The 26,234-nt window shown below is 64.0% G+C and carries 22 protein-coding genes; 4 read left to right on the forward strand and 18 right to left on the reverse strand.

Annotated features, from left to right (window positions below; all coding sequences use genetic code 11):
• Window positions 1-6 precede the first annotated feature (6 nt).
• The 3 genes from AB0323_RS02850 to hrcA all read right to left on the reverse strand — a co-directional run bounded on the left by AB0323_RS02850 (window position 7) and on the right by hrcA (window position 2,997).
• A complete protein-coding gene (locus AB0323_RS02850; RefSeq protein ID WP_366176028.1) occupies window positions 7-783 on the reverse strand; it encodes a 16S rRNA (uracil(1498)-N(3))-methyltransferase in 777 nt (258 codons plus the stop codon).
• Window positions 784-785: 2 nt separating this feature from the next.
• Window positions 786-1,916, reverse strand: a complete 1,131-nt coding sequence (gene dnaJ, locus AB0323_RS02855; RefSeq protein ID WP_366176029.1) for a molecular chaperone DnaJ — start codon at window positions 1,914-1,916, stop codon at window positions 786-788.
• Between the two features lie 67 nt (window positions 1,917-1,983).
• Entirely contained in the window at window positions 1,984-2,997 is a 1,014-nt protein-coding gene (hrcA, locus tag AB0323_RS02860) for a heat-inducible transcriptional repressor HrcA (protein WP_366176030.1), read from the reverse strand.
• A 185-nt stretch (window positions 2,998-3,182) separates the two neighbouring features.
• Here hrcA and AB0323_RS02865 point away from each other — a divergent pair, with 185 nt between their 5' ends.
• Together AB0323_RS02865 and AB0323_RS02870 are read left to right on the forward strand one after the other, a co-directional pair.
• Complete coding sequence (locus AB0323_RS02865) at window positions 3,183-4,040, forward strand: DUF3097 family protein (RefSeq protein WP_366176031.1); 858 nt, start codon at window positions 3,183-3,185, stop codon at window positions 4,038-4,040.
• A gap of 103 nt (window positions 4,041-4,143) precedes the next feature.
• The gene (locus tag AB0323_RS02870; RefSeq protein WP_059390016.1) at window positions 4,144-4,557 is read left to right on the forward strand and encodes a DUF4870 domain-containing protein; all 414 of its coding nucleotides are present in this window, start codon (window positions 4,144-4,146) and stop codon (window positions 4,555-4,557) included.
• A 54-nt stretch (window positions 4,558-4,611) separates the two neighbouring features.
• On the opposite strand, the gene hemW is transcribed toward AB0323_RS02870, so the two are convergent.
• Both hemW and lepA read right to left on the reverse strand, forming a co-directional pair.
• A complete protein-coding gene (gene hemW, locus AB0323_RS02875) occupies window positions 4,612-5,841 on the reverse strand; it encodes a radical SAM family heme chaperone HemW (protein ID WP_366176032.1) in 1,230 nt (409 codons plus the stop codon).
• A gap of 4 nt (window positions 5,842-5,845) precedes the next feature.
• Window positions 5,846-7,699: a translation elongation factor 4 gene (gene lepA, locus AB0323_RS02880; protein WP_364534776.1), complete on the reverse strand. Its 1,854-nt coding sequence runs from the start codon at window positions 7,697-7,699 to the stop codon at window positions 5,846-5,848.
• A 147-nt stretch (window positions 7,700-7,846) separates the two neighbouring features.
• Between lepA and AB0323_RS02885 the strand changes: the two genes are divergently transcribed.
• Both AB0323_RS02885 and rpsT read left to right on the forward strand, forming a co-directional pair.
• Window positions 7,847-8,416, forward strand: a complete 570-nt coding sequence (locus AB0323_RS02885; RefSeq protein WP_366176033.1) for a type II toxin-antitoxin system PemK/MazF family toxin — start codon at window positions 7,847-7,849, stop codon at window positions 8,414-8,416.
• Window positions 8,417-8,586: 170 nt separating this feature from the next.
• Window positions 8,587-8,847, forward strand: coding sequence for a 30S ribosomal protein S20 (rpsT, locus tag AB0323_RS02890; RefSeq protein ID WP_028267110.1), 261 nt, complete (start codon window positions 8,587-8,589; stop codon window positions 8,845-8,847).
• A 63-nt stretch (window positions 8,848-8,910) separates the two neighbouring features.
• On the opposite strand, the gene AB0323_RS02895 is transcribed toward rpsT, so the two are convergent.
• The 13 genes from AB0323_RS02895 to AB0323_RS02955 all read right to left on the reverse strand — a co-directional run bounded on the left by AB0323_RS02895 (window position 8,911) and on the right by AB0323_RS02955 (window position 26,189).
• Complete coding sequence (locus AB0323_RS02895) at window positions 8,911-9,474, reverse strand: hypothetical protein (RefSeq protein WP_366176034.1); 564 nt, start codon at window positions 9,472-9,474, stop codon at window positions 8,911-8,913.
• 3 nt (window positions 9,475-9,477) lie between these two features.
• A complete protein-coding gene (locus AB0323_RS02900) occupies window positions 9,478-10,017 on the reverse strand; it encodes a hypothetical protein (RefSeq protein WP_366176035.1) in 540 nt (179 codons plus the stop codon).
• Window positions 10,014-10,625 carry an ATP-binding cassette domain-containing protein gene (locus tag AB0323_RS02905; protein WP_366176036.1) on the reverse strand — a complete coding sequence of 204 codons (612 nt, stop codon included), beginning with the start codon at window positions 10,623-10,625 and terminating at the stop codon, window positions 10,014-10,016. Before AB0323_RS02905 ends, AB0323_RS02900 begins: the two co-directional genes overlap by 4 nt.
• On the reverse strand, window positions 10,622-11,479 hold the full coding sequence (locus tag AB0323_RS02910) for a hypothetical protein (protein ID WP_366176037.1): 858 nt from the start codon (window positions 11,477-11,479) through the stop codon (window positions 10,622-10,624). Before AB0323_RS02910 ends, AB0323_RS02905 begins: the two co-directional genes overlap by 4 nt.
• Window positions 11,480-12,344: 865 nt before the next feature.
• Window positions 12,345-13,361 (reverse strand): DNA polymerase III subunit delta, encoded by a 1,017-nt coding sequence (holA, locus tag AB0323_RS02915; protein ID WP_366176038.1) that lies wholly within the window; start codon window positions 13,359-13,361, stop codon window positions 12,345-12,347.
• Window positions 13,280-14,851: a ComEC/Rec2 family competence protein gene (locus tag AB0323_RS02920; protein ID WP_366176039.1), complete on the reverse strand. Its 1,572-nt coding sequence runs from the start codon at window positions 14,849-14,851 to the stop codon at window positions 13,280-13,282. Before AB0323_RS02920 ends, holA begins: the two co-directional genes overlap by 82 nt.
• A gap of 235 nt (window positions 14,852-15,086) precedes the next feature.
• Window positions 15,087-15,833, reverse strand: a complete 747-nt coding sequence (locus tag AB0323_RS02925) for a helix-hairpin-helix domain-containing protein (RefSeq protein ID WP_366176040.1) — start codon at window positions 15,831-15,833, stop codon at window positions 15,087-15,089.
• 272 nt (window positions 15,834-16,105) lie between these two features.
• Window positions 16,106-17,677, reverse strand: a complete 1,572-nt coding sequence (locus AB0323_RS02930; RefSeq protein WP_366176041.1) for a DUF222 domain-containing protein — start codon at window positions 17,675-17,677, stop codon at window positions 16,106-16,108.
• A gap of 243 nt (window positions 17,678-17,920) precedes the next feature.
• Complete coding sequence (locus AB0323_RS02935; RefSeq protein ID WP_366176042.1) at window positions 17,921-18,943, reverse strand: DegV family protein; 1,023 nt, start codon at window positions 18,941-18,943, stop codon at window positions 17,921-17,923.
• 57 nt (window positions 18,944-19,000) lie between these two features.
• Complete coding sequence (gene leuS / locus AB0323_RS02940) at window positions 19,001-21,529, reverse strand: leucine--tRNA ligase (RefSeq protein WP_366176073.1); 2,529 nt, start codon at window positions 21,527-21,529, stop codon at window positions 19,001-19,003.
• A gap of 340 nt (window positions 21,530-21,869) precedes the next feature.
• Window positions 21,870-23,384, reverse strand: coding sequence for a glycerol kinase GlpK (gene glpK / locus AB0323_RS02945; protein WP_366176043.1), 1,515 nt, complete (start codon window positions 23,382-23,384; stop codon window positions 21,870-21,872).
• A gap of 57 nt (window positions 23,385-23,441) precedes the next feature.
• Complete coding sequence (locus tag AB0323_RS02950) at window positions 23,442-24,191, reverse strand: MIP/aquaporin family protein (protein WP_366176044.1); 750 nt, start codon at window positions 24,189-24,191, stop codon at window positions 23,442-23,444.
• 174 nt (window positions 24,192-24,365) lie between these two features.
• Entirely contained in the window at window positions 24,366-26,189 is a 1,824-nt protein-coding gene (locus AB0323_RS02955) for a glycerol-3-phosphate dehydrogenase/oxidase (protein WP_366176045.1), read from the reverse strand.
• Window positions 26,190-26,234 lie beyond the last annotated feature (45 nt).

Consider the following 26,234-nt stretch of genomic DNA (forward strand, 5'->3'; position numbering starts at 1 on the left):
TGCGGGCTACCAGCGCCCCAGGATGTCGCTGGCCAGCACGACGGCGGCAGGACCTGCCGTCGAGGAGCGAAGCACGTGGTGGCCCAACAGGGCGGTGACGGCGCCGACGTCGCTGAGCTTCGTCACCTCGCGCGGTGAAATGCCGCCCTCCGGGCCGACGATGAGCAGGACTTCCCGTTCCGCTCCGGTATCCGCGTCGGAAACCTGGCCCTGCCACTTCTCCAGGACCTGCCGCAGGGGACGTTTCGCGTCCTCGTGCAGGATGATCGCCAGATCAGCCGCTGCAACCGCAGCAGCCAGGCCGGAGCCGTCGACGGCGGCACGCACCTCGGGAATCCACGCGCGCCGCGCCTGCTTGGCGGCTGCGGTGGCCACGGACTGCCACTTCGCGTGGGCTTTGGCGGCCCGGTCGCCCTTCCAACGGACGATCGAACGTTCGGCCTGCCAGGGCACGACGGCGTCGATCCCCAGTTCCGTTGCAGTCTCCACTGCAAGCTCGTCACGGTCGCCCTTCGCGAGGGCCTGGACCAGCACGAGCCGTACGGTTGGCTGCTGCTCCTCTTCGACCGCGGAGGCAAGGACTGTCAAGGTTCCCTGCCCGGATTCCGTCACAGTGCCCGTAAGCCGTCTGCCGGCACCGTCGGCGATATCGACGGCTTCGCCGATTTCCAGGCGCTTGACGGTGACAGCATGCCTGGCTTCGGCGCCGTCGAGCACGAAAGAATCACCAGGGCCCAGCCCGTCAAGCGTTCCGGCTGCTGTGAAGAATACGGGGTTGCTCACCGCTACAGGTTACCGAGCTTGTCCCGCAGCTTCGCGAACATACCGCCACTGGCCACAAGCTTGCCTTCGGTGAACTGCTCTCCGCGCAATTTGGCCAGTTGGCGAAGCAGGTCTTCCTGCGCGGCGTCGAGCTTGCTGGGGGTCTCAACGTGCAGGTGCACTTTGAGGTCTCCCCGGCCGTAGCCGCGGAGATGGGTGACGCCGAGTCCACGCAGCGTGATGACCTCGCCCGACTGGGTGCCGGACTTGACGTCGATTTCCTGGGGGCCGTCGAAAGTATCAAGCTGCATCTCGGTACCGAGTGACGCGGCAGTCATGGGAACGCTCAGCGTGGCGTGCAGGTCGTCGCCTTCACGTACGTAGGTGGGATCGTTGTTGACCCGGATCTCCACGTAGAGGTCGCCGGGAGGCCCGCCGGCAGGACCAGCCTCGCCTTGCGAAGACAACTGGATGCGCGTTCCGGTAGCGACGCCGCCTGGCACCTTGACGGTCAGCGAACGGCGGCTGCGGATGCGGCCCTGGCCGCCGCACTCATTGCAAGGATCCTTGATGATCGAGCCGAAACCTTCGCATGATCCACACGGTGCGGCAGTCATGACCTGGCCGAGAATCGAGCGGACTGCCCGCTGGACCTGGCCCGAGCCGCCACAAATGTCGCAGCGCTCCGGGTGGGTGCCCGGACGGCAGCATGAGCCCTCGCACGTGGGACAGACGACAGCGGTGTCCACCTCAAGCTTTTTGTTGACACCGAAGACCGCTTCGCGCAAGTCGATGCGCACGCTGATCAGGGCGTCCTGGCCGCGGCGCATGCGGGACGCGGGGCCCTGCATGCCGCCGCCTCCTCCGCCGAAGAAGGTATCGAAGATGTCCTGGAAGGCGAATCCCTGGCCCGCGTAGCCTCCGCCGAAACCGTTGTCGGTCCCGTTCTCGTTGCCGGTGGCGTCGTAGACGCGGCGCTTCTGGGGGTCGGAGAGGACCTCATATGCGTGGGTCACCGCCTTGAATTCCTCGGCAGCGCCGGCCCCCGGGTTCACATCCGGGTGCAGCTTGCGTGCGAGCTTGCGGTAGGCCTTCTTGATCTCCTCGCCGGTTGCTTCCGGCGAGACGCCCAGAACGTCATAGTGACTGCTCAAAGTCGGTATCTCTTCCTTGTTTACGGTTCCACTGCTTTTCTTGCGAGGCGGTTTCCAGCCGAGGCCGTCAGCCGCCCAGAATGCGGGAAAGGTAGCGTGCGACGGCACGGACGGCCGCCATGGTGTTGGGATAATCCATGCGGGTGGGTCCAAGAATGCCGATCTTGGCACTGCTGCCCGGACCGTAGCCCGTGGCAACCACCGAAGCCTCGGAGAGGCCGTCATAGGGGTTTTCGCGGCCGATGCTCACCGTGACGCCCCGGGGGTCCTCAGCCATGTCCGACAACAGCCGCAACATGACCACCTGCTCCTCGAGCGCTTCGAGGACCGGACCGATGCTCAGCGGGAAGTCCACGTTGGAGCGGGCCAGGTTTGCCGTGCCTGCCATGACCATGCGTTCGTCGCGGCTCCGCTCGGCGAGCCTTTCCAGGCCGTGGGCAAGGGCGCCCGCAAGGTTCCGAAGCGCGGGCGGACACAAGGCAACCACCGAGGGCAGGACTTGCGGCATGAGGTCGAGCTGGGAGCCGGCAATGCTCCCGAGGAATCGCGCCCGCAAAGCCATTAGCTCTTCGTCGGCAGCGTCTGTCGCCGCGTGCACAACGCCCTGTTCCACTTTGCCCGAATCGGCGATCAACACCACCAAGACTTGGCGCGGTGCCAAAAGGACAAACTCAATATGGCGGACACGCGCGCGGCTCAGGTGCGGATACTGGACGACGGCGACCTGGTTGGTCAGTTGGGAGAGCAGCCGGACGGTTCGCTCAAGGATGTCCTCGACGTCGTCGGGGCCCTCAAGCAACGAGTGGATGGCCCGGCGCTCGGCAGCCGAAAGCGGCTTGACCTCGGAAATACGGTCGACGAACAAGCGGTAGCCCTTGTCCGTGGGAATGCGGCCCGCACTCGTGTGTGGTGCTGCAATGAGGCCTTCTTCTTCCAAGAGAGCCATGTCATTGCGGATGGTTGCGCTCGACACTCCCAGATGGTGCCGTTCGACCAAGGCTTTGGAGCCGACGGGCTCGCGGGAGTGAACGTAGTCCTCCACGATGGCGCGCAACACTTCCAGCTTCCGTGGTTCGCTCACTGCCCACCTCCAATCAACATTTCAATAAATAATTAGCACTCAACATGCCCAAGTGCTAACAAGTCTAGTATGAGCCACCTCGTTGTTAGCATTGGTACCGCTCGCGGCGAACATGATTCCCGCGCGGTCCTGGGGAATCCCATGGACCGTGACCGATCCCCCTAGCGCAAAGTGGTGTGAAGACCGTGTCTTACGACAATTGGGGCCCGCAAGACCTCTCCTCGCCGGCCAAACGGCAACTGCCGGAGGTGCCCGTTGAACGCGGGATGGTTCTCGAGGACGTGCAGTCCGGTTGGGTCGGTGCCGTGACCAGGGTGGAGAAGTCCGGAGGCATGCACATTGTGGTGCTTGAGGATCGACGGGGAAAGGCCAAGTCATTCCGGCTCGGATTCGGATTCCTGCTGGAGGGACAAGCAGTGAAGCTCCTGCCGCCGGCGCCACGCGCGGCAGCCGCCAAGGGTGCGGCGCAAGCAGGCAGGACGGCTTCGGGATCCGTCCGCGTGGCCGGCCAGCGGGCCCAGGTCGCCAAGGCGAGCCGGATCTGGGTGGAAGGCAAGCACGACGCCGAGCTTGTGGAAAAGGTGTGGGGAGATGATCTCCGGGTGGAGGGCATCGTCGTCGAGCCCTTGCACGGTGTGGACGATCTCAAGGCGGCCATTGCCGCGTTCTCCCCCGGCCCTGGCCGGCGGCTCGGAATCCTGGTGGACCATTTGGTACCGGATTCAAAGGAGTCGCGGATCGCTGCAGACGCCATGACGCTGCCGGGCGCCGCGGGAAACGTACTGATCGTTGGACACCCCTATGTGGACGTCTGGCAGGCCATCCGCCCCAAGGTGTTGGGGATCGAGCAATGGCCAACCATCGCCCGCGGCACGGATTGGAAGACCGGAATCCTGAGGTCGTTCGGCTGGCCGCATGAGACAGCCGAAGACGTCGGACTTGGCTGGCAGAAGCTTCTGGGCGCTGTCCACAGCTACGCCGATTTGGAGGCCTCTTTGCTGGGTCGCGTGGAGGAAGTGATCGATTTCCTGACCGTTCCGTGAGGATTGCCTGCTCCCGGGCACAAGAGTTGGTCGGCTGATCGCGTGCCGAGCAAGTATTCTGGGACAGCAACACCGCACCGATAGATACTCGAAGGAAGATACTGTGGCAGACAACGCTCCTGACGATCGGGATGGCACCTCGGGCCAGTCCCAGTACCACGGCGTTCCTGCCAACGCGCTGCCCTTGACCGCATCGGAGGACCGGCAGTGGGCAACCCTGGCGCACTTCGGCGGGATCCTTGGCTGCGTGCCTTCGCTTCTGATCTACCTGATTTTCCGCGAACGTGGCCCGTTCACCGCACAGGAATCCAAGGAAGCCCTCAACTTCACTTTGCCTCCGACGATTGCGGCAGTGCTCGCCAACATCCTCGTCTTGCTTCCGGTGGTCGGAAACCTCTTCGCCGTCCTTGCCACGGCAATCTGGGTCGCAGTGACCTGCTTCTCGGTGTCGGCCGGAATCCGGGTCAACCACGGACAGCCGCACCGCTACCGCTTCAACCTGCGCTGGATCAAGTAGCCGGTCTTCGCAGGTGCCTGTGCCGGTTGGTGCGTCTGCCGTTAGCGCGGGGCGCTAGTCCGGAAGGATCCGGCGGACCACGGCATCCGCGAGTAGCCGGCCTTTGAGTGTCAGGATCAACCGTCCTTGAAAGGCCGCTCCAGGCTCAACCAGGCCGTCGGCAATGAGGCCTGCGACGGCGTGGCGGCCCACCTTGTCGAGGGCGTCGACCTGAAGCCCGGTGCCGAGGCGCGCCTCGAGCATGATGCGTTCCACTTCCCGGGTTCCGGCGTCGAGCGTTTCGCGTCCGGCGGCGGGCGACACCCCGCTACCGAGCCTGTTGGCATAGGCGGTGGGGTGTTTGACGTTCCACCAGCGGACGCCGCCCATGTGGGAGTGCGCACCGGGTCCGATGCCCCACCAATCGTCTCCCCGCCAGTAGGCGAGGTTGTGTTTGCACGCCTGTTCGGGCGTGCGGGACCAATTGCTGACCTCGTACCAGTCCAGTCCGGCGGCGCTGATCAGCTGGTCGGCGAGTTCGTACTTGGCGGCGTGGTCGTCGTCGTCGATTCCCGGAACTTCTCCGCGCCGGATCTGTGCCGCCAGCTTGGTGCCTTCTTCCACGATCAGCGCATAGGCGCTGATGTGGTCCGGCCCGTAGGACAGGGCAGTCTCCAGGGAAGTCTGCCAATCAGCCATGGACTCGCCGGGAGTGCCGTAGATGAGATCGAGGCTCACGGCGAGGCCGGCGTCGCGCGCCCACTGGACCACCAAGGGGACCCGGCTGGGAGTGTGCGTACGGTCCAGGACCTTGAGCACGTGAGGGACCGCCGACTGCATGCCGAAGGAAATCCGCGTAAAGCCGGCGTCGGCCAACAGGTGGAGGGACTCCGGCGTCACGGAGTCCGGGTTCGCTTCAGTGGTGACTTCGGCTCCCGATTCCAGGCCCCAGTGCCCGACGGCGGCAGTCAAGATGCGTGCGAGATCTTCAGCCGGCAGCAGGGTCGGTGTGCCACCGCCGAAGAACACCGTGCTCAGGGGCCGCTGCGGCAGACCGGAGGCTTCCATGGCCCGGACGGCGAACTCCACTTCCGAAATGGCAGTAGACGCGTAGGCGTCCTGGGAGGCACCGCCGCCCAGCTCGGTGGCGGTGTAGGTGTTGAAATCGCAGTAACCGCAACGCACGGCACAGAACGGTATGTGGACGTACAGCCCAAACTTGCGTGAACTGACGCCGTCGAGCACCTGCGGCGGCAAGAGGCCATCCGCAGGTGCAGGATCCCCGAGGGGAAGAACGCTAGGCACCGGGTTACTTCCTGGCCTTGTCCTTGGATTCGTCGGTGGTCAGGGCTGCGATGAACGCTTCCTGTGGAACCTCCACGCGGCCCACCATCTTCATGCGCTTCTTGCCTTCCTTCTGCTTTTCCAGAAGTTTGCGCTTACGGGTGATGTCACCGCCGTAGCACTTGGCAAGGACGTCCTTGCGGATGGCGCGGATGCTCTCACGGGCAATGATCCGCGAGCCGATGGCCGCCTGGATCGGCACCTCGAACTGCTGGCGGGGAATGAGTTCGCGCAGCTTGCTCGTCATCATGACGCCGTAGGCGTAGGCCTTGTCGCGGTGCGTGATGGCGCTGAAAGCGTCAACCTGCTCACCCTGGAGCATGATGTCCACCTTGACCAGGTCGGCAACCTGCTCGCCGTCGGCCTTCCAGTCCAGCGAACCGTAGCCGCGCGTCTTGGACTTGAGGATGTCGAAGAAGTCGAAGACGATCTCGGCCAGCGGCAGCCGATACCGGATTTCCACGCGGTCTTCGGAGAGGTAGTCCATGCCGCCCATGACGCCGCGGCGGCTCTGGCACAGCTCCATGATGGCGCCCACAAACTCATTCGGCGCAAGGATGGTGGCGGACACCATCGGTTCGCGGACCTCGGCGATCTTGCCGGTGGGGTATTCGCTCGGGTTGGTGACGTGCAGGACCCTTTTGTCCTCCAGCGTGACCTCGTACTCAACGTTGGGAGCGGTGGAGATGAGGTCGAGGTTGTACTCGCGCTCAAGGCGCTCACGGGTGATTTCCAGGTGCAGCAGGCCAAGGAACCCCACACGGAAACCGAATCCCAGGGCGGCAGAGGTCTCGGGTTCGTAAACGAGCGCTGCGTCGTTGAGCATCAGCTTCTCGAGGGCATCACGGAGCACGGGATAGTCCGTGCCGTCCAAGGGGTACAAGCCGGAGAAGACCATGGGTTTGGCGTCGGCATAACCGGCGAGGGATTGCGAAGCGGGCTTGGCCAGGTTGGTCACGGTGTCGCCGACCTTCGACTGGCGGACGTCCTTCACGCCGGTGATCAAGTAGCCTACTTCGCCGACGCCCAGCCCCTTGGAAGGGGTAGGTTCCGGAGAGCTGACACCGATTTCCAGGAGTTCGTGGGTGGCACGGGTGGACATCATCTGGATCCGCTCGCGCGGGTGCAGCATCCCGTCCACCACGCGGACGTAGGTGACCACGCCGCGATATGTGTCATACACGGAGTCGAAGATCATGGCGCGGGCCGGTGCGTCGGGGTCGCCGACAGGGGCTGGAAGATCGCGGACGATCTTGTCCAGCAGGGCCTCCACGCCAACACCGGTCTTGCCGGATACCCGAAGCACGTCCTCGGGGTCGCCGCCGATCAGGTTGGCGAGTTCGGCCGCGTACTTTTCGGGCTGCGCGGCCGGGAGGTCGATCTTGTTGAGCACCGGGATAATGGTGAGGTTGTTTTCCATCGCCAGGTAGAGGTTGGCCAGCGTCTGTGCCTCGATGCCTTGTGCGGCGTCCACCAAGAGGACTGCACCTTCACAGGCCGCGAGGGAACGGGAAACCTCATAGGTGAAGTCAACGTGGCCGGGGGTATCGATCATGTTCAGGGCGTAGCTGGTGCCGTCAAGTTCCCAGGGCATGCGGACAGCCTGGGACTTGATAGTGATGCCACGTTCGCGTTCGATATCCATGCGGTCCAGATACTGGGCCTTCATGTCGCGGGACTTAACGACGCCGGTGTACTGCAACATGCGGTCGGCCAGGGTGGATTTACCGTGGTCGATGTGGGCGATGATGCAGAAGTTCCGGATGATGGCCGGATCTGTCGCGGCGGGCACCGGTGCGGTGCGGGCCATGGGAGACACGCAGGGTCCTTACTGTCGATACTCACACGGCCGGTCTCCGGACTGGTCTGGACCATCCCGGCCGATGCCGCATATCTGAACTAATAGTCTCCCATGAACCCGGCGCCGGTTGTGCACTGGCTCGGCAAGGGAAAGTACGGTGGTTCCATGGCATCGGACACACACTTCCTTGGCAGACTCCTCAAGGGCTCCTTGGGCTACCTTCAAAGGATCGTCGGAGCCCCGGCCGGCACGCGCCCTGGCCAGGCCCGGAAAGGCGGGGTAGCAGGGAAGGCGGGCCGGACCGGAAACGCAAGTACCGGCGTCGGGCAGCTTTCCCGCCCATATCCGGGAGACTTCCGGGGCACGGTGTCTCCGCTGTACTCCCCCGATCCCGACGGCAAACCGGACCCCGGAGAGATCGTGTGGTCCTGGGTGCCCTACGAAGAGGACTATTCCCAGGGCAAGGACCGGCCGGTGCTTTTGATAGGGCACGACGGCGCGTGGCTGCTGGGGCTGATGCTGACCAGCAAAGATCACGACAACGGCCGCCGTGCAGGCGACTACGTCGACATCGGCACCGGCGACTGGGACCCCCAGGGCAGGCCGAGCGAGGTCAAGGTAGACCGGGTGGTCCGCGTGAATCCGGCCGACGTCCGGCGCGAGGGTGCCGTCCTGGACAAGCGCGCTTTCCAACTGGTGGCGAATCGGCTCAGCGGACGACACGACTCGGCGTAGACGCCAAATCCCCGGAAAAGCGCCGAGTCTGATAATATTTATGGCTGTGTGTCCGTGCAGGTCGACGGCCACTCATGGTTGGCTGCCATAGGCATCCCCACGCCGCTCAGTCGATGGCCAACCTGAAAACCCTCTAGACCATTTCCGCATTAAAAAGAGAGTTCACACACGTGGCTAATATCAAGTCCCAGAAGAAGCGCATCCTCACCAACGAGAAGGCTCGCCTGCGTAACAACGCGGTCAAGTCTGAGCTGAAGACGGCCATCCGCGCCGTTGCCACCGCCGTTGAGTCCACGGACAAGGATGCCGCTGCAAAGGCTCTTGTTGCTGCCAGCCGTAAGCTGGATAAGGCTGTCAGCAAGGGCGTTATTCACAAGAACAACGCTGCAAACCGCAAGTCGGCGATCTCCAAAAAGGTCAACGCACTCTAAGGTTTATCCAGTTCGACTGAGCTGAACGTGAGGCCGGCACCCCTGGGTGCCGGCCTCAGGTATTTAAGGCGGAGCTGCCTGAGACGAGCAGGACCGAGTTGACGGTGGCAACGAGACGAAGAGAACCGCGAGGCGCCCCTTCGGGGCAGCAAACGCCGTCTTTGCAGCGGCAATGTAGATGGCCCCCGCGATGGTGCCGAACAGAATACGCACCCAGGCTTGACCGAGGAGACCTTGCGCTCCGGGCTCCAAAAACAGTCCCATGAAGAGCACGGTGGCCATGAACGGGATTTGACCTAGAAGAACCCAAAACCAGCTTGCTCCAAGGGTGGGGCCTCGTCCTTTGACGATGCCCTTGTAAATAAGCCTCAGTACGAGTCCTTGCAGAAAGGACGCCAGAGCACTCCAGATAATGACCCCTACGCGAAGGAAGGTCACGAGCACCTCTTGGCTCGAAAACTGGTTGTGTTCGGCATTTTCTGTGGCCAGCCGTTCAATGCTCGATCCCACCGCGTATTGGGCAGCAGCGGTGTATGCAAGCAGAAGGCAGATGATCCAGACTGGGTTGATTTTCCTAGGGCTTTGGGGCGCGGCAGGACCGGAGGTTTTTGGGCTCGCGGAGGTCATGACTTACCTTTCGAGTAGTGCGTGTTCGGCCCACTCGGCGAGGGCCGCCAGAAAGGAGAAGGTAGCTGCGGCGATGAGGACTTCCCGCGTTCTTTGAACCACGTGACGCCAATTGTCTTCTCCGCTGATGATTCCGAGAAGTGCTGGCCAGAACAGGCGTGCCCCTTGGATTGTGAGTGCCCACGCTACGATCTCAAGTGGAATGTGGACTGCGGTGAGCGCAACTGTCTGGTGGAGGCCAATAGCCGCGGTACTTGCGCCCAGCCCCATCCCTAGCCAAACGCCGTTGAGGATCATCATGACGATCGCACCGTAGTGGGTCAGAAAAAGTGCGAGAACGGCCAAGGAAGCGTTGCGCAGAAATATTCCTGGTGCGCTGATCGAGGTCATGTCACTGGTACTGCCCCACGTGAAGAGAGAAGCAAAGCCAATCCCGCAGCCTATGGCGATCAGAATTTTCAAGAAATCGGTGCCCAGATATGGGAAGCGGGAACGCAAGGCTTTGAAAGGAGTGCGAACGCTATTGGTGAGACGACTGCTCATTTTCGTGCTCCTGTTGGGCGCAGTTCGATCGTATCCTTGTGGCGGACCGCGAGATCGTAGTCGGTCCAGTGGTCATCCTCGTGGGTAGCCACGAGAATCAGCTGGCTTCTTCCTACGGCGAGCATTGACTGGCGTGCAATTAAAGAGCCTTGCTGGTCCAATCCGTTAAGAGGCTCGTCGAGAAGTAGGACTTCGACGTTCTTGAGTGCCAAAGCTACTGTCAGAACAAGTCGCTGGCGCTGTCCGAAGGACAGGTCTGCAACCTTGGTTGGCATCATCTGTTCCGTCAGAAGATGGTGCCCGTCCCCTTCCGGCATCTCCGACGGGCCAATCAGCGGCCTGACCATATCCAAGTGTTCTTCGACCGTGAGGTAGTCGAGGGTAAGAAAGTCCGTGTCTAGATAGACCGCCGTGAAGTCCTTTCTCCACCGCGCGATTTCAGTGCACGACGTCGAGATCATGCCACCGAGGAGCTTGAGCAGGGTCGTTTTGCCACATCCATTCGGACCTCGAAGCGCAACAACGCCTCGGTCCGGAAGATCTACAGAGGCACGGTCAAAGATCACGTGGGATCCAAAGGCATGATCGACACGCGCTAGAGATTTCACGTGTCCTCCATTTCGGTGACTGATAGTTCACGGACCCACGCAGCTGCGTCGTTGAGAACCAGGGAGGTCAAGAGAACAGCGACGAGAATCAGTGCGCCAGACGTGACGCCAAGCCAGGGACCTTGTGTTGCTTGCAATGCAGCGGTGCCGAGAATGCCTGAGAACACAACTGCGAGGCCGGCGCAAAGCGCTGCGCCTAAGCCTGCCCTTGATTTCTGCGCCAATTTCGAAATCTGCGAACCTGGCATGACTGCTGTCCGACGCTGGAGGATCAAGGCGTCGATGCTTATCTCGAGAGACGCAAGAGCAACAAGCAAGACCGCCGCTTGGGTGTACTTTCCTAAGAGGAGGAATACACATAACACAAAGGTCAATGGCGCAGTCACTACGAGCGCAGTTACCAGGCTGCGGACAATGAGCGGCCTCACCCAGCAGGGTCTAAGCCTTACTAGGAATAGCGCAAAGCCCAAGGTTTCAGGTGAAGAGATCCGTACGAAAGATGATCGATACAGAACTAAACCCGAGAAGAAGACAGCAAGAGCAATAAACGGCGCCGTCCACGGCCACGGTGTCATTTCCATGACGGACAAGGCCAAGCTTGACAAGAGAAAAATGCATGCTGCCTTAATTGATAAATCAGTCATCAACCCTCGGCTACGTCGGGCACGAGGATGAGCGGTGGCCCTGTGGAGGGCAGGGGTGGACGCGGCCGTAAGAACTGTACCAGCCAGGATCAACAACAACTTGTAAGCCGATGCGGAGCCGAAGCTTTCATCGATATCAAACGACGGCGCATTCGTAAAGAGAAAAATCAGGCTGCACGCCGACAAGGCAACAATCGGAACAACGAGCACCCGGATCCCCGCTCTCTTTAGCGGTGCCACGACAAGAAATGATGAGATTACGAGGGCCCCGGCAGCTAGCAGGTTATTGACATTGTGCCACCGCAGGTTCTAAAGGATGAGCATGCCGGCGAGACCAAGATCAGTAAGGACCAAACCTGCGCGCATCCCTGCGTCCAGGGGTGCTGACACGGTGTTCCAGCAACCATGGGTTTTTTCCTGTAGCGGCGCCTGGTTTGTAAAAGCGCCATTGCCAACAGCACCGTCACGATGCTCACTATGTCAGGAGTGCTGAGCGGAATTCCCCATGTGATTAACGCGGTCCGCTGAGGCGTCCACACTATTCCCACACCGACGATTAGTAGTGTGAACAAATGCCCAAATATCAGTGCATTGTTAATTGCGGTGGTGTGCGATGAAAAGCCTAAACCCGTCAGAAGGTCGACGGGACCTTCGCCGAAAATCGTTAGTGAAGGTGGCCTTGCACCCGGAGAGGACCACAGCGTATGCACGAGGACGCCTGTGGTTGACGTTCGGCGAGTTCATTGTGGCCCTCCCAGGGCAAAGTCACACGACCGGGATCTCAGTGGGCAGACACGTCGGGCGCGGCATCCGGAGGAAGGATTCCCTCACCGCGAAATCTACGGTCAAAAGGGCCGGCTGGGCAGCCGTTGGCTTGAATTTGAGTGGTCGTTGCCCGAAAGTGAGTGGTGATTTCCTCGAAATTGAGTACCGGCCGGCCGCCTCTTTGTGCGTTGGTGACACGCAGAGTGCGTCGCGGAACGCCTGCTGACTTACTTGTGGATTGGCGGGATGTACGTGGGGATGAAACTCGCGCCGCCGGGCTGAGTTGGCCAGCGGCCCGGCACTAGCCCCGCTAGCGGCCGCGGGCCGCGTTGGCAATGACCGTGACGGCGTGCTCTACCGCGTACACGGGATCCCGCGAGAGGCCCTTCACCTGGGCATCCGCTTCAGCTGTGACCTGGATGGAACGGACCAGGCCTTCGGGAGTCCAACGCCGTACGTCACGTTGGGCCTGTTCAACGAGCCATGGTTGCATGCCAAGCTGCTTGGCAATCTGTGCCGACGATCCTTGGGCACCAGCTACCTTGGCCAAGGTGCGCAGCTTGGCGGCGAGGGCGGCCACCAGCGGCACCGGGTCGACCCCGGTGGCGAGGGCATGCCGGAGGCTGGACAGGGCCTGCGGCCCGTTGCCGGCCATGGCGGCGTCCGCAACCTTGAAAGCCGTGGCTTCCACGCGGCCGCCGTAGTAGCGCTCGACGGTGGCTGCGTCGACCGCGGTGGTGGCGTCTGCGATGAGCTGGTTGCATGCCGCAGCAAGCTCCGAGAGGCTGGCACCGACTGCATTGACGAGGGCTTGGACAGCTTCCGCTTCGATGCGGCGACCGCCTGCCTTGAATTCCGAGACCACGAATGCTGTTTTCTCGGCGTCCTTTTTCAAGGGCTGGCAGTCCACCACTGGCCATCCGGACGACTTGATGGCGTCGAGGAGCTTCTTTCCGCGCACCCCGCCACCGTGGCGAAGGACCAACACGACGTCGTTCTCCGGTTGGGTGACGTATTTCGAGGCATCGGCAAGGAAGGCATCGTTCATTGACTCGAGGCCCTCGATCTCGATGAGTTTGGCCTCATCGAAAAGCGACGGCGTGACCGCCATTGCGAGCGAACCGGACTCGTAGCTTCCGGCATTGAGCCTGCTGATTTCCACTTCGGGTGCCGCGGCCCGCACCTGCGAGCGGATCCGATCCATTGCCCGGATTCCGAGGTACTCCTCAGGGCCGGTGATGAGCACTACCGCGGACGGGGTAACGTCCCGCCAACTGGCGGTGTTCGCCGCGGAGGTTTTGGCCTTGGAGACCTGGCCAGCAGCCAATGTTGCTTCCTTCCAGAAGGGTTTTGCTTTGGTCCCAGTCTCCCACGTGCAGCGTCCCGGGCGGTGTTCCTCAACCCTGCGACCCGCACACCGGGCGGCGGCGAGCCGGCGGAATGGCCATCGGTCCGGCAGTGACGGACAGCGGACTCCGCGGCGGCTATAAGGAATACCAAGCGGCGGTGCAACGACAGTACGGCGGAGCCCGCCCAGACCGGATGCAGGACCAGCCACAGCATCAGGACGGTCACGACAGACCAGAGAATCATGGTGGCGATTCCCGCGGGACCTTCCGGCCACGGCAGGGCCGCTCCCGGAAGTCCTGCGAAAAACCTGGCGATTCCCGCCACCATTGCCGAGCTGACCCCGGCAACGGCTATCGGAACAATTGCAAGCCACGGAAGTAACGGAACGAGGGGAACCGCAATGGTTCCCAGGATGGTCACGGGTGCGACAAAGGGGGCAACTGCGATGTTCGTCAGCAGTGAGTAGCTGGAGAACTGCGGTTGCAAGGCCACGATGACCGGGCTGCACAGAAGCTGCGCGGCCAAGGGAACGGCGACGGCGGACGCCAGCCAGGAAGGCACCCATGCTGGTGCCCAAGAGGCGATGGGTCGTGCCAACAGGACAATTCCCAGGGTGGCGAGGACAGACAAGAGAAACCCGATGCTCGTACCGAGTGAGGGATCCAGGATGAGAAGGCCAGTCACGGCGAGGCAGAGAAAGCCAAGGCTCCGGCCCTGCCGGCCGCTACTTAGCGCGCTGAGGCCGATAGCACCCATGACCGCCGCCCTCAGGACGCTCGCGTCCGGCCCGACCATCATGACAAAGCCCGCCAAACCACCAAGGGCCACCATGGCCGCCACTCCCCTGGCAAGCCGGGAGGTCCTGGCCAAAAGCACCAGGCCGCCAAGAATGAGACTGCAGTTTGCGCCGCTGACCGCCGTGAGGTGGGTGGTGCCGGTGGTCTTCATCGCCGCCTCCAGGCCTTCGTCCAAGCCCGTGGTGTCGCCCGTGACCATTCCGGGCAGGAGTCCGGCCGCGTCGCCGCGCAACCATTCAGTGGCGGAGCGGAATTGTTTTTTCAATTGCGCCGGACCCTGGGGAATGTTTCCAGGTGCTTCCGGCTTGTGCCGTTTGTCCGGCCGCATGGGTGGAGTGGCGGCGGCAAGAACACCGGCCTCGACTTGTCCTGGTTTTGCTGGCTTCAGTTTGCCGGCGGTTCTAACCTCCTGTCCCGTGACGACTTGGTCCCAGCCTTCGCCTCCGGTCAGCAGAATTCTTGTGCGGGAGCGGATGAGCATGCCGTCGGCCGCAATATCGATTACTTCGGCGGGTACTGCCCACCGTCCCGATCCACGTGAGTCCGTGCCTAGTTCGCTAGGATCACCCACGATCAACACGTGGATGACAACCGAGTCGCGCGCCGCCGCGGCGTCGGCAACCGGACCGTCCTGGCGCTGGCCGGCTTCCGCTGCGGCGTGGGCGGCCACGGCCGCTCCGAACAAGCAAGCGACTGCCAAAGTCGCGGGAAACGTCCTCAGGCTTCGAGGGGCCGCGGCCCGGGCGGCGAAAAGGAGACACGCAGCTGCGGCCAAAGCCGAGCACACGACTCCCGTCCACAGCGAAGGTAGATAGGCGGCCGCAACAGAAACAGCCCACGTGAGAACGGCAGAGGGGGCCAGCCGAAGGTCCACCCGGCCCGGACCGGCATTGACCCCACGCACCCTAAACCGTCACCAACGGCAGAAGCGATTCCATCAGCTTCGGACCGACACCATCCACGGCATCGAGGTCCTCCACGGAAGCGAACGGGCCGTGTTGCTGCCGCCATTCGACGATGCGCTTGGCCAGGACGGGGCCGACCTTCGGCAAGGTATCGAGCTCTTCAGCGGTTGCGGTGTTGAGATTCACTTTTCCGCTGGCAGAAGTCCCTGCTCCCGTACCGCCGGCTGTTGGAGCGCCGCCTGCTGGCCCCACGGGCTGTGACGGAGCCGCCTCCCCCGTCCGTGGGACATGGATCTTCGCGGCGTCCTGCACCACAGCCGCAAGGTTCAGGCTGTCCAGATGGGCTGCAGGATCCGCACCGCCGGCAGCGGCGATTGCGTCAAACACCCGTGCTCCGGCGGGCACCCTGACGATCCCGGGACTTTTCACCGCACCGGCAACATGGACGGTCAGCAGTTGGGCCCCCTTCTCTGGTTCCGGAGCCTCGTTGACACCGCCTTTACTTCCCGCACCCGCTTCTGGAGTTGCTCCCGCATGTGAACTTCGGACCAGCGGCGCGGTCGTCGGCTGCCCGGACCAGGACTGCCAGAAGAACCAGACCACCAGCACCAAGCAAGGCAAAGCCAACAACACGGCCACGCGCCACGGTGTGCGCCACCGAAGCCGCGATGGAGGTCCTGCTGCTTCGGACAAGTCCTCGGTGCCTGACTGCGCGCCCGCATCGGCCATACCCGAGCCGGATGTCATCAACGTTTGCAACGGAAGCAAAGGGTCGGCTTTGCTGTCGTGGCTCAGCTGCGCGCCCGCCTCCTGGTCCGGCGGTGGTGCAAGACGAGCAGCGAATCGGAGCCGGGCGGCACTCGCAGCATCGTCCGCGGGTGAGGCTCGGTTCCTGCGTGGCATATCCACGAGCGTAGAACGTCCGGACCCGCAGCAGCAGCCCGGACCGGCGCTATGTGGACAGGGGCGCCGCAGAGTGCCTGTGGAGGATCAGTGGGCAGGACCGGCCAACTCCGGGCTCATATTTGGAAGTAGTGGTTTCTTCGGGGTTTCCGGTGCGGGTCGGTGTGGGGTGGCGGGATGAACCAGGGGATGCCGTTGCGGACCTGGATGTGCCAGTCTTCCTTGTGGATCAGGTGGTGGTGATGGCTGCAGAGCAAGGTCCCGTTCGCGGTGCTGGTGGGTCCGCCCCGGGACCAGTACTCGATGTGGTGGGCCTCGCACCACGGGGCCGGCATGGTGCATCCGGGGAAAGCGCAGCCCTTGTCCCGGGCCGTGATGGCCTTGCGGATATGCGGCGGGAAGACCCGTGAGGCCCGTCCGATGTCCAGGACCTTGCCCTCGCCGCCCAGGACCACGGGGATGATGTCCGCGTCGCAGGCGATCTTCCGCAACGTCCCCGCCGGGACGGGGCCGGTGAACGTGAAGGACCCGGTACCGCCGTCCCGCCGGGGCCGGCTGAACAGGGCAGGCTGCCCGGGCCGTGAAACTTGCCTGGACTTCGAGGATTGCCCGGACTGTGGATCCGGGCTGTCTTGGGGGAAGAGGTCTCGGTGGTCGATGGTGGCCAGGATCTGCGGGCGGTGGCCGCCGGTGGCGGGCAGGGACCCGGTGGCCAGGGCGAGCCGGCAGGCGCCGATCAAGCCGTCCAGGAGCTTCTGCGCCCTCGACCGCCGGTCCAGCGGCCCGGCATTCTCCGCCGCCTCCCCGGAGGAATCGGTGAAGGAACCGCCGGATGGTTCCGCGCAGGCGGGAACCGTGCTGCGGGGTTCGGTGTCGCTGGGTGTTGTGCCTTGGGGTGTGCGGGTGCGGGGGTTGGCGGCGGTGTTCATGACGGTGAGCAGGTGTTCGTATTGTTCGGCGGTGGCGAAGATCTCCACGTGCGCGAGCCCGTGCTTGGGACGGCGCAGGAACGCCCCTTGATGGTGGCGCAGGGATTCCCCGGACGGTTCGGGGCCGTCCTGGTCGATCGCCTCGACCCAGCGCCGGGCAACCCGGGCCAGGAAGTCCTGGTCGTTTTCCGCCGCGGTCCGGGCCAGGGCGTGTTCCATTTCCGCGGCCTTCTCCGGGGCGCACAGCGGACGCACCTTCGCCACGGCCATCGTGATGATCCCGGCCGCACCGGTGCCGATCGTCCCGGACGCCAGCGCCGCGCCGGTTTCCCCGTGCCGGGCAGGGACCGTATGCCCGGTGAGGCCCCGGCCCGGCAGCAGCTCCCGGGCCAGCGCGAGCCGGCGCCTGGCCTCGGCGGCACTGATCCGCAGCAACGACCGCAGATGCTCGGCCGTGGACCGGAACTCCCCGCTGACACTCCCCTGCACCGCGCCGGAGGCGCTCTCCTCCACCGCGCCGGAGGCTGTGTCCGTCCCGGACTCACTCCCCGCGTCGGCGGCCCAGCCTGTGGTCCAGCCGGGCCGGGCGGCGGGTTCATCGTTCCGGGCCGTGTCCAGCCCGGCTGCGGCGAGCAGCTGGAGATAATCCAGGGCCCGGGAGAGTTCCTCCACCCCGGACGCGAACGCGACAGCCTCTTCGAGACCCAGGACTCCGACGTCGTCGGCCGCCTTGTCCGTCAGCGACCTCAGCGCCGCCACGGCCCCCTCCAACGCGGCCTGCCGCCCGCCCCGGCCCCCAAGGTCGGGCGGATCCGGCAACGCCACCGCTCCCGGGACGCGCCCGGAACCCCGGCAAGATGCGGAACACGGGCACGCCGGGACACTCCGGAAAGCCCGAGGGACGCAAGGCCCTGCCGCTTGTCGAAGTATCCGATCACTTCCATGGAAACACTCTGCCAGGAGGCTCTGACAAAATAAGTCCGCCGCTCGGGGCCTGCGCACCTAGCCCGAGGCTAGGGGGTGGTTCCGCGCTGGGTGCGTCGTGGCGCCAGGGGTACTGCTTTCTCCGACAACCACGGCCAAAACGCCGAGCCCGGCATGGGCCGCGAGGACGGCAGGCAGGGCGCTGATCTGCGCCGGCGGGCAACCGGGGCGATTCTCTCCGAGCCGGGCCGCGAGCCGCTCTGCCTCTGCCTGGTTGCCAAAGTGATGCACGGCGAGCCGCGATTGCCCTACTGGCCGGGAATTGACGTCGGCGGCAACGATTTCTTCAAGCCGGGCAACGGCTTTAGCGGCCGAGCGCACTTTCTCGAGCGGTACGATCTTGCCGCCGTCGACCGCGAGGATCGGCTTGATGGACAGCATTGTTCCGAGCCAAGACGCAGCAGTTCCGATTCGGCCGCCGCGCCGGAGCTGCTCAAGGCTCGGCACGTAGAAGTAGACCTTGGTGCGGCCCAACCGCTCCTCGGCAAAGCGACGGACATCGGCTGCGGAACGGCCGTCTGCGGCGGCAACCAGCGCGCTTTGGACACCCATGCCTTGCGCCATTCCCACGGTGCGGGAGTCGACGACCTCGACGGGGATCGAGACGCGTTGCGCAGCCAGCCTTGCGGCGTCCGCGGTGCCGGACAGCCCGGCGGAAATGTGGATGGAGACGACGGCTTCGAAACCGCGGTCCTGGGCGGCGAGATAGGCCTGTTCGAACTGGCCGGGTGACGGCCTGGAGGTCTTCACGGGCGATCCCGCCGCCAAGGCCAGCGCGAGGGTCTGGGTGATGTCGTCCTCCCCCTCGCCGTAGATCTCTTCGCCCACCAGGACGGGCATCGGCACAACGGCGAGGCGGCCGTCGGCAACGAACGCCTTGACCCATTCGGCGGGGAGCGCGGCCGCAGAGTCGGTGACGACGGCGGTACGCACGGCGACAGGCGCCGGCTCAGTTCCGGCGCGGCCCGGCGTCGTGGACTGGCGCAGGCGGGCCAAACGTTCCTTGAGCCACAACCAAGCGGGTGGTTCGCGGTCCGTCAAGGGATCCTCCTGGAGCTGGTGGCCGGCCGCCGGCAAGCGCCGGCGGCCGTTTCCCGGCTATGCCGGGACGATGTTGACCAGTTTAGGCGCGCGCACGATCACCGTACGGATGCCGCGGCCATCGAGTGCCCGCTGCACGTTGTCGCTGGCGAGGGCGAGCTCGCGCAGGGCGTCCTCACCGATGTCCGGGGAGACGTCCAAGCGGTCGCGGACCTTGCCTTGTACCTGCACGACGGCCGTCACGGTGTCCTGGACAAGAAGCGACGGATCGTGGGAGGGCCAGCCGGCGTTCGCCACGGAGGCCGGGTGGCCCAGCTGGTTCCACAAGTCCTCGGCCGTGTACGGCGCGAAGAGGCTCAAGATGACAGCGACGGCCTCGGCGGCTTCACGGACGGCGGGGTCTGCGCCACCGGCACCGGAATCGATGGTTTTGCGGGTCGCGTTGACCAGCTCCATCAGCTTGGCCACCACGACGTTGAACTTGTTGTTGTCCAACAGCTCAGCGGCGTCGGCGATGGTCCTGTGGGTCACGGTGCGCAGCGCGCGGTCACCGGCGGAGACATCGACGCCGGGCTCGCTTGCGACGTCCTGGCCAAGGCGCCAGGCACGGGCAAGGAACTTCGCAGAGCCCGACGGCGAGACGTCGGCCCAGTCGACGTCGTCCTCGGGCGGGGAGGCAAAGACCATGGTCAGGCGGACGGCGTCGACGCCGAACTTGTCCAGTTGCTCGCCAAGGTCCACGCCGTTGCCGAGGGACTTGCTCATGGCCTTGCCGCCATTGAGGACCTGCCCCTGGTTGAGCAGGGCGCTGAAGGGCTCGTCCGCGGCGAGCAGGCCCATGTCGTGGATGACCTTGGTAAAGAAGCGGGCGTAGAGCAAGTGCAGGATGGCGTGCTCGACGCCGCCCACATACTGGCCGACCGGCATCCAGTCGTTGATCTTGGCCGGATCGAACGGTCCCTCGGTGTAGTGCGGGGAAACGAAGCGCAGGAAGTACCAGGACGAGTCAACGAACGTGTCCATGGTGTCCGTGTCGCGCTGGGCGGCGCGTCCGCAGTTGGGGCACTCGACGTTGACCCATTCCAGGGCCGCGGCGAGAGGAGACGTGCCCCTGGGAGACAGTGCCTCGCCGCGCAGGTCTTCCGGTAGCCGGACAGGCAGTTGATCGTCCGGCACCGGCACCTCGCCGCATTCGGCGCAGTGGATGATGGGGATCGGGGTACCCCAGAAGCGCTGGCGGCTCAGGAGCCAGTCGCGCAGGCGGAAGTTCACGAACTTCTCCCCCGTGCCCAGCTTCTCCAGGATGTCGATGGCTGCCGGGATGGCCTCGGCCTTGGACAAACCGTCCAGTTCGCCGGAGTTCATCAGGGTGCCCTCGCCGGCAGTCGCGATGCCGGTTTCCGCCGGGTCTTCCCCTCCGGTGTTCAGGACCGGACGCACCGGCAGGTCAAACGCGCGGGCGAAGTCGAGGTCGCGCTGGTCGTGCGCGGGCACTGCCATGATGGCGCCTGTGCCGTAGTCGGCGAGCACATAGTCGGCTGCCCACACGGGCAGTTTTTCACCGTTGAGCGGGTTGACGGCGTAGCGGCCGGTGAACACACCGGTCTTCTCGCGCTCAGTGGACTGGCGCTCGATGTCAGACAGGGCCTTGACCTTCTCGCGGTAGGCCATGAGGGAGTCGTGGTGTTCGGGCGTGACCAGGTCCAGCGCCATGTGCGCATCCGCGGCGACAACGAAGAACGTTGCCCCGTACAGGGTGTCCGGGCGGGTGGTGAAGACAGTCACTTCGCGCTCGGCGCGGCTTTCCGTGGCTTCGATGACGAAACGGACGTGTGCGCCCTCGGACCGGCCGATCCAGTTGCGCTGCATTGCCAGCACACGCTCGGGCCAGTGCCCCTGGAGCTCGGACATGTCATCCAGCAAACGGTCGGCGTACTCGGTGATCTTGAAGTACCACTGGTTCAATGACTTCTTCGTGACAGGCGTCCCGCAGCGTTCGCACGCGCCGTTGACTACCTGTTCGTTCGCCAGGACGGTCAGGTCCTTCGGGCACCAGTTGACCGGGGAATCCTTGCGGTAGGCCAGCCCGCGCTCGTAGAAGCGCTTGAACAGCCACTGGGTCCAACGGTAATACTCCGGGTCCGAAGTGTGCAGCCTGCGGGACCAATCGGCAGAGATCGCGTAACGCTTGAACGATGCTGCCTGCGTATCGATGTTGGCGTAGGTCCACTCGCTGGGGTGGGCGTTGCGCTTGATGGCGGCATTCTCTGCCGGCAGGCCGAACGAGTCCCAACCGATGGGGTGCAGGACGTCGAAACCCTTCTGGCGGAGGTACCGCGCGACGACGTCGCCCATCGCGAAGGCCTCGGCGTGGCCCATGTGGAGGTCGCCTGAAGGGTAGGGGAACATGTCCAGGACATAGCGCCGCTCGCGGGAGCCGTCGTCAAGCGGAGTGAAGACTTTGAGGTCTTCCCAGACCTGCGGCCACTTGGCCTCCATCGAGGCGAAGCTGTAGACACCCTCCTCGGGCGTCTCGCCTGCCACTGTTGACTGTGCTCCGGTTTCTGTCTCCGGCTGAACGCTCACTGCTGCCCTCTTCTGTTCTTCCATGACGGTTTTGCCTCCTGCTCCGGGCCCCGGAAGGTCCCGGACACACAAAAGCCCCTCGGCAAGGAGGGGCGGCCGCTCGGTTCGCGATGCTCTAGATCGACGTATACCGGGCGGCTAGCTAAGCAGAAGGATCGCACGCATAAAGCCACCTTACCCTGTTCATTGTCCCAAGTAACACTGAACGGTCGGTGGGTTGGGGCACAGAGAAAAGGGGCCGGAGACTCCCCGCCATGGTGTGGTGGGCACCGCGAAGCGGGCGGGCGGGAGTTACCGGCCCCTTTTCGGGGCGAGGCGGGACCTTTAGGAGAGGCCGGAGCTACTTAACGTCCTCGTCCACCCAATCCATCGACTTGGTGACAGCCTTCTTCCACAGGCGCATCTGGCGGTCCCGCTCGGCGTCGTCCAGCTGTGGCTCCCAGCGCTTGTCCTCGTTCCAGTTGGCGCTAAGCTCGCCGAGGTCCTTCCAGAAGCCGACGGCGAGGCCGGCCGCGTAGGCAGCGCCCAGGGCTGTGGTTTCCACGACCTTCGGGCGGACCACGGGCACGCCCAGGATGTCGGCCTGGAACTGCATGAGCGCCTCATTGGCGACCATGCCGCCGTCGACCTTCAACTCGGTCAGCGGAACGCCCGAGTCCGCGTTGACGGCGTCGAGCACTTCGCGGGTCTGGAAAGCGGTGGCCTCCAGGGCCGCGCGGGCGATGTGGCCCTTGTTGGCAAAGCGGGTCAGGCCAACGATGGCTCCGCGGGCGTCGGCGCGCCAGTACGGGGCAAACAGGCCCGAGAACGCGGGCACGATGTACACGCCGCCGTTGTCTTCTACGCCGGCCGCCAGCGTCTCCACCTCAGGAGCGGTGCTGATCAAGCCAAGGTTGTCGCGCAGCCACTGGATCAGTGAACCCGTGACGGCGATGGAACCCTCCAGCGCGTAGTGCGGTTTGGCGTCGCCCAGCTTGTAGCCGAGCGTGGTCAGCAGGCCGTTCTTCGAGTGGACGATTTCTTCGCCTGTGTTGAAGATCAGGAAGCAGCCGGTGCCGTAGGTGTTCTTGGCTTCGCCGGGCTCGAAAGCCGCCTGGCCGAAGGTTGCCGCCTGCTGGTCGCCCAGGATGCCTGCGACGGGCACTTCGCGCAGCAGCTGCGAGGTGTGCACCGTGCCGTAGACCTCGGAGGAGGACTTGATGGCTGGCATCATCGACGCCGGCACGCCGAATGCGTCCAGAATGTCCTGGTCCCATTGCAAGGTGTCGAGGTCCATGAACATGGTGCGCGAGGCGTTGGTGACGTCCGTGGCGTGCACGCCACCGTCCACGCCGCCTGTCAGGTTCCACAGGACCCAGCAGTCGGTGTTGCCGAAGATGAGGTCCCCGGCTTCGGCCTTGGCCCGCGCACCTTCGACGTTGTCCAGGATCCACTTGATCTTGGTGCCGGAGAAGTAGGTGGCCAAGGGCAGGCCTACCTTTTGCTTGAAGCGCTCGGGGCCGCCGTCCTGTGCCAGTTCGTCGACGATGGGCTGTGTGCGCGTGTCCTGCCAGACGATGGCGTTGTAGATCGGCTCACCCGTGTTCTTGTCCCACACAACGGTGGTTTCGCGCTGGTTGGTGATGCCGACGGCAGCGATGTCGTGCCGCGTCAGGTTGGCCTTGGACAACGCAGAGCCGACGACCTCCCTGACGTTGTCCCAGATCTCCACTGGGTTGTGCTCTACCCAACCGGCCTGGGGAAAGATCTGCTCGTGCTCCATCTGGCCGGTGGAGACAATGTTGCCTGAGTGATCGAACACGATGGCACGCGAGCTGGTGGTTCCCTGGTCAATGGCGATGACGTATTGCGACATTTTGACGTCCTTGTCTGCTTGCTTTGGTGTGGATGCGGGATAGGTGCTGAGCGGTTGCTACTTGGCGACGGTTGCCATGATCGGTATGGAGTGGGCGACGAGTCCTGCGATGGTTCCGCCCAGGAGCGGGCCGACGATCGGAACCCAGGAGTAGGCCCAGTCGCTGGAGCCCTTGCCCTTGATCGGCAAAATAGCGTGGGCGATACGCGGTCCGAGGTCACGGGCGGGGTTGATCGCGTAGCCGGTCGGTCCGCCAAGGGAGGCGCCGATGCCGACGACGAGCAATGCCACCGCGAGCGGGCCCAAGCCGGAGGGGGTGCCGCCGAAGGTCAGGATCACGAAGACCAGCACAAACGTTGCGATGATTTCGGTGACGAGGTTCCAGGGGTACGAGCGGATGGCCGGTCCCGTGGAGAATACGGCGAGCTTGCTGGCTGCCAATGGCTCGGCGTCGAAGTGCTGCTTGTGGGCGAGCCAGGCGAAGACAGCGCCAAGGAAGGCGCCGAGCAGTTCTCCACCGAAGTAGGTGAACGTGGATGCCGCACTCACGGCCACCCCCGGGGCGAACTCGGCCTTGCCGTCAACCAAGAGACCGAGCGTCACGGCCGGATTCAGGTGCGCACCGGACATGGCGGCTACATATACGCCGGCAAATACTGCGATGCCCCAGCCAAAATTCACCATCAGGAACCCGCCGCTGTTACCCTTCGTGCCCTTGAGCGCGACGTTTGCCACGACGCCACAGCCGAGCAGGGTAAGCATTCCGGTTCCGAACACTTCGGAAAGGAAAACAATTCCGAGAGACATCTTTGACTCCTCATTTTCTTCTGTTGTCAGCCCTGCAGGTTTTGTTGGGGCCGTTGGGCCGGCGTCTGTTAGCGCCGTCCCGGTTGCGGTCCTCCCTTACGGAGCGGAACACCGCAACCCTTGTGTCCGGGCTTCTGGGCCCGAACAATCAAGCTGATGAGACGTACAATACGTTCATGCGACGAGGCTGTGAACAGTCACGCCATGAAAACGCAGAAGCACCTCCTGGGCATGCTGGATTTCGGTCTCCCGCCTCGTTGCGTCCCAGCCAAGCTGCGCGGCGAGGACTTCGGCGATTTCGTTCAAAAGCTCCCCGGTCACCAGGCCGCGGAAGGCCAGCGAGGTGCGGCGGATGAGGACATCCACAAGGTGTCCGAGCTGTTCGTTGACGGCCATGAACTCGAGCTCCCGGACGCTGAGCTCGTTCGTGGAGCGCAGTTTCCGATCCTCGCCCGCCTTGAGGTAGGCAATGACGTCTTCGGCGCGGGTGCCGTAGCGGGTCAGCAGGCCGGAGACCCGATCGGCACTGAGACCGGGAGCCATGTGCTTCTTGACCCAGTCCTGGATTCCGTCTTCGCTGTCCGGGAAGCCCAGCCCGCCTCCGATGGCGAGCTTCGCCGTCGAGGTCTTCCGCTCCATGCCCAGCTCCCGGAGGACGTCGTTGCTCAGGTGTTCGGCGAGGGCCCGGAAGGTGGTCCACTTTCCGCCGATCAACGACAGTACGACGGCGGCCTTCCCGCCCGCGGCGGTCAAGTCACCGGCGGCCGAAGCACCGGAAGCTTTGCGCTCGCTTCGCTCGATCCGGTAGTCGCGGGATACGAAACCCGGCTGGGTGTCATCGTGGCGCGGAAGCGGCCGGACGCCGGCGAAGCTGTAGACGATATGGCTGCGCTCGACCGTGATGGAGGGGAAGACGTGGCCGACGAGGTCGAAGAAGTAGTCAATCTCGGCTTCGGTGCACACGGCGTCCTGGGCCATGTCGGCCTCGACGTCGGTGGTGCCGACCAGGACACGGTCACCCATCGGGTAGATCAGGACGATCCGCCCGTCCGTGTGTTCGAAGAAGATCTCGCGGCCGCCGCAAGCTGCGAGCAACTCCGGGTGGTCCAGGACAATGTGGGAGCCCTTGGTTCCGCCCATGAAGCGGCTCGCTGCACCCATTGCCTCGTTGGTGAGGTCAACCCATGCACCGGTGGTGTTGACGATCACGTCGGCCTGGAAGCTGAATTCCTCGCCTGTAAGTTCATCGCGCAGCAAAACGGCGCCAGCCGGGCCGGCTGATTCGGCGGCGGGGTCGGTCGGGAGAAGGGAGACGTAGTTGCTGGCCCGGGCGCTGCCGCCCGGCAAGCCGCTCCCGATGCCCGCCTTTTCGCCGTCCTGCAGCACATCGAGCGTCAGGCGCTCCGGGTTGTGCACGGACGCGTCAAAGTAGGTCGCAGCGTATTTGATGCCGGGGTGCAACTTCGGCAACTCAGCCAAGGCCTTCTGCCTGCCGCTGAACTGATGGCGGGGGACGCTGCCGCCATCGCGGGAGAAGAAGTCGTACATGCTCAGTCCGAGCTTGATGAGGAAGGCGCCGCGTTCTTTCGGCTTGCCTTGCTTGTGCGTGAGGAAGCGCGTGGGGGCGGAAAGTATCCCGGAGAAGGTGCTGAAGATGGGGATGGTTGTCTGCAGGGGCTTGACGTAGTGGGGTGCGATCTTCAAAAGCCGGTTGCGCTCGACCACCGATTCCTGGACGAGGCGGAATTCCCCGTTCTCAAGGTAGCGGATGCCGCCGTGGATCATGTGGGATGAGGCTCCGCTGGCGCCCTGGCAGTAATCACCGCGTTCCACGAGGGCGACGTCCACGCCTTGGAGTGCCAAATCGCGGAAGGTTCCGACGCCGTTGATGCCGCCTCCGATGATCAGCACCTGGGCTTGCGGCCGTTCGCGGAGTGCCGAAACCGAGGTCCGACGTGGTGATCCTGCTGCGGAACCGGAATTACTGGTGTATCCCAAAACTGCTCCCTTGGGCTTTGGTGTGTGCGCTGCATCACTTGACGT

This window comes from Arthrobacter sp. NPDC080031, assembly GCF_040702485.1.
GTDB lineage: Bacteria > Actinomycetota > Actinomycetes > Actinomycetales > Micrococcaceae > Arthrobacter.

Bases quoted from the DNA above. Each gene is read 5' to 3' on its own strand.
- AB0323_RS02895 (WP_366176034.1), bottom strand. From the start codon at position 9,474: ATGACCTCCGCGAGCCCAAAAACCTCCGGTCCTGCCGCGCCCCAAAGC.
- AB0323_RS02925 (WP_366176040.1), bottom strand. From the start codon at position 15,833: ATGACATCCGGCTCGGGTATGGCCGATGCGGGCGCGCAGTCAGGCACC.
- AB0323_RS02900 (WP_366176035.1), bottom strand. From the start codon at position 10,017: ATGAGCAGTCGTCTCACCAATAGCGTTCGCACTCCTTTCAAAGCCTTG.
- AB0323_RS02950 (WP_366176044.1), bottom strand. From the start codon at position 24,191: ATGTCTCTCGGAATTGTTTTCCTTTCCGAAGTGTTCGGAACCGGAATG.
- glpK (WP_366176043.1), bottom strand. From the start codon at position 23,384: ATGTCGCAATACGTCATCGCCATTGACCAGGGAACCACCAGCTCGCGT.
- AB0323_RS02885 (WP_366176033.1), top strand. From the start codon at position 7,847: ATGGCATCGGACACACACTTCCTTGGCAGACTCCTCAAGGGCTCCTTG.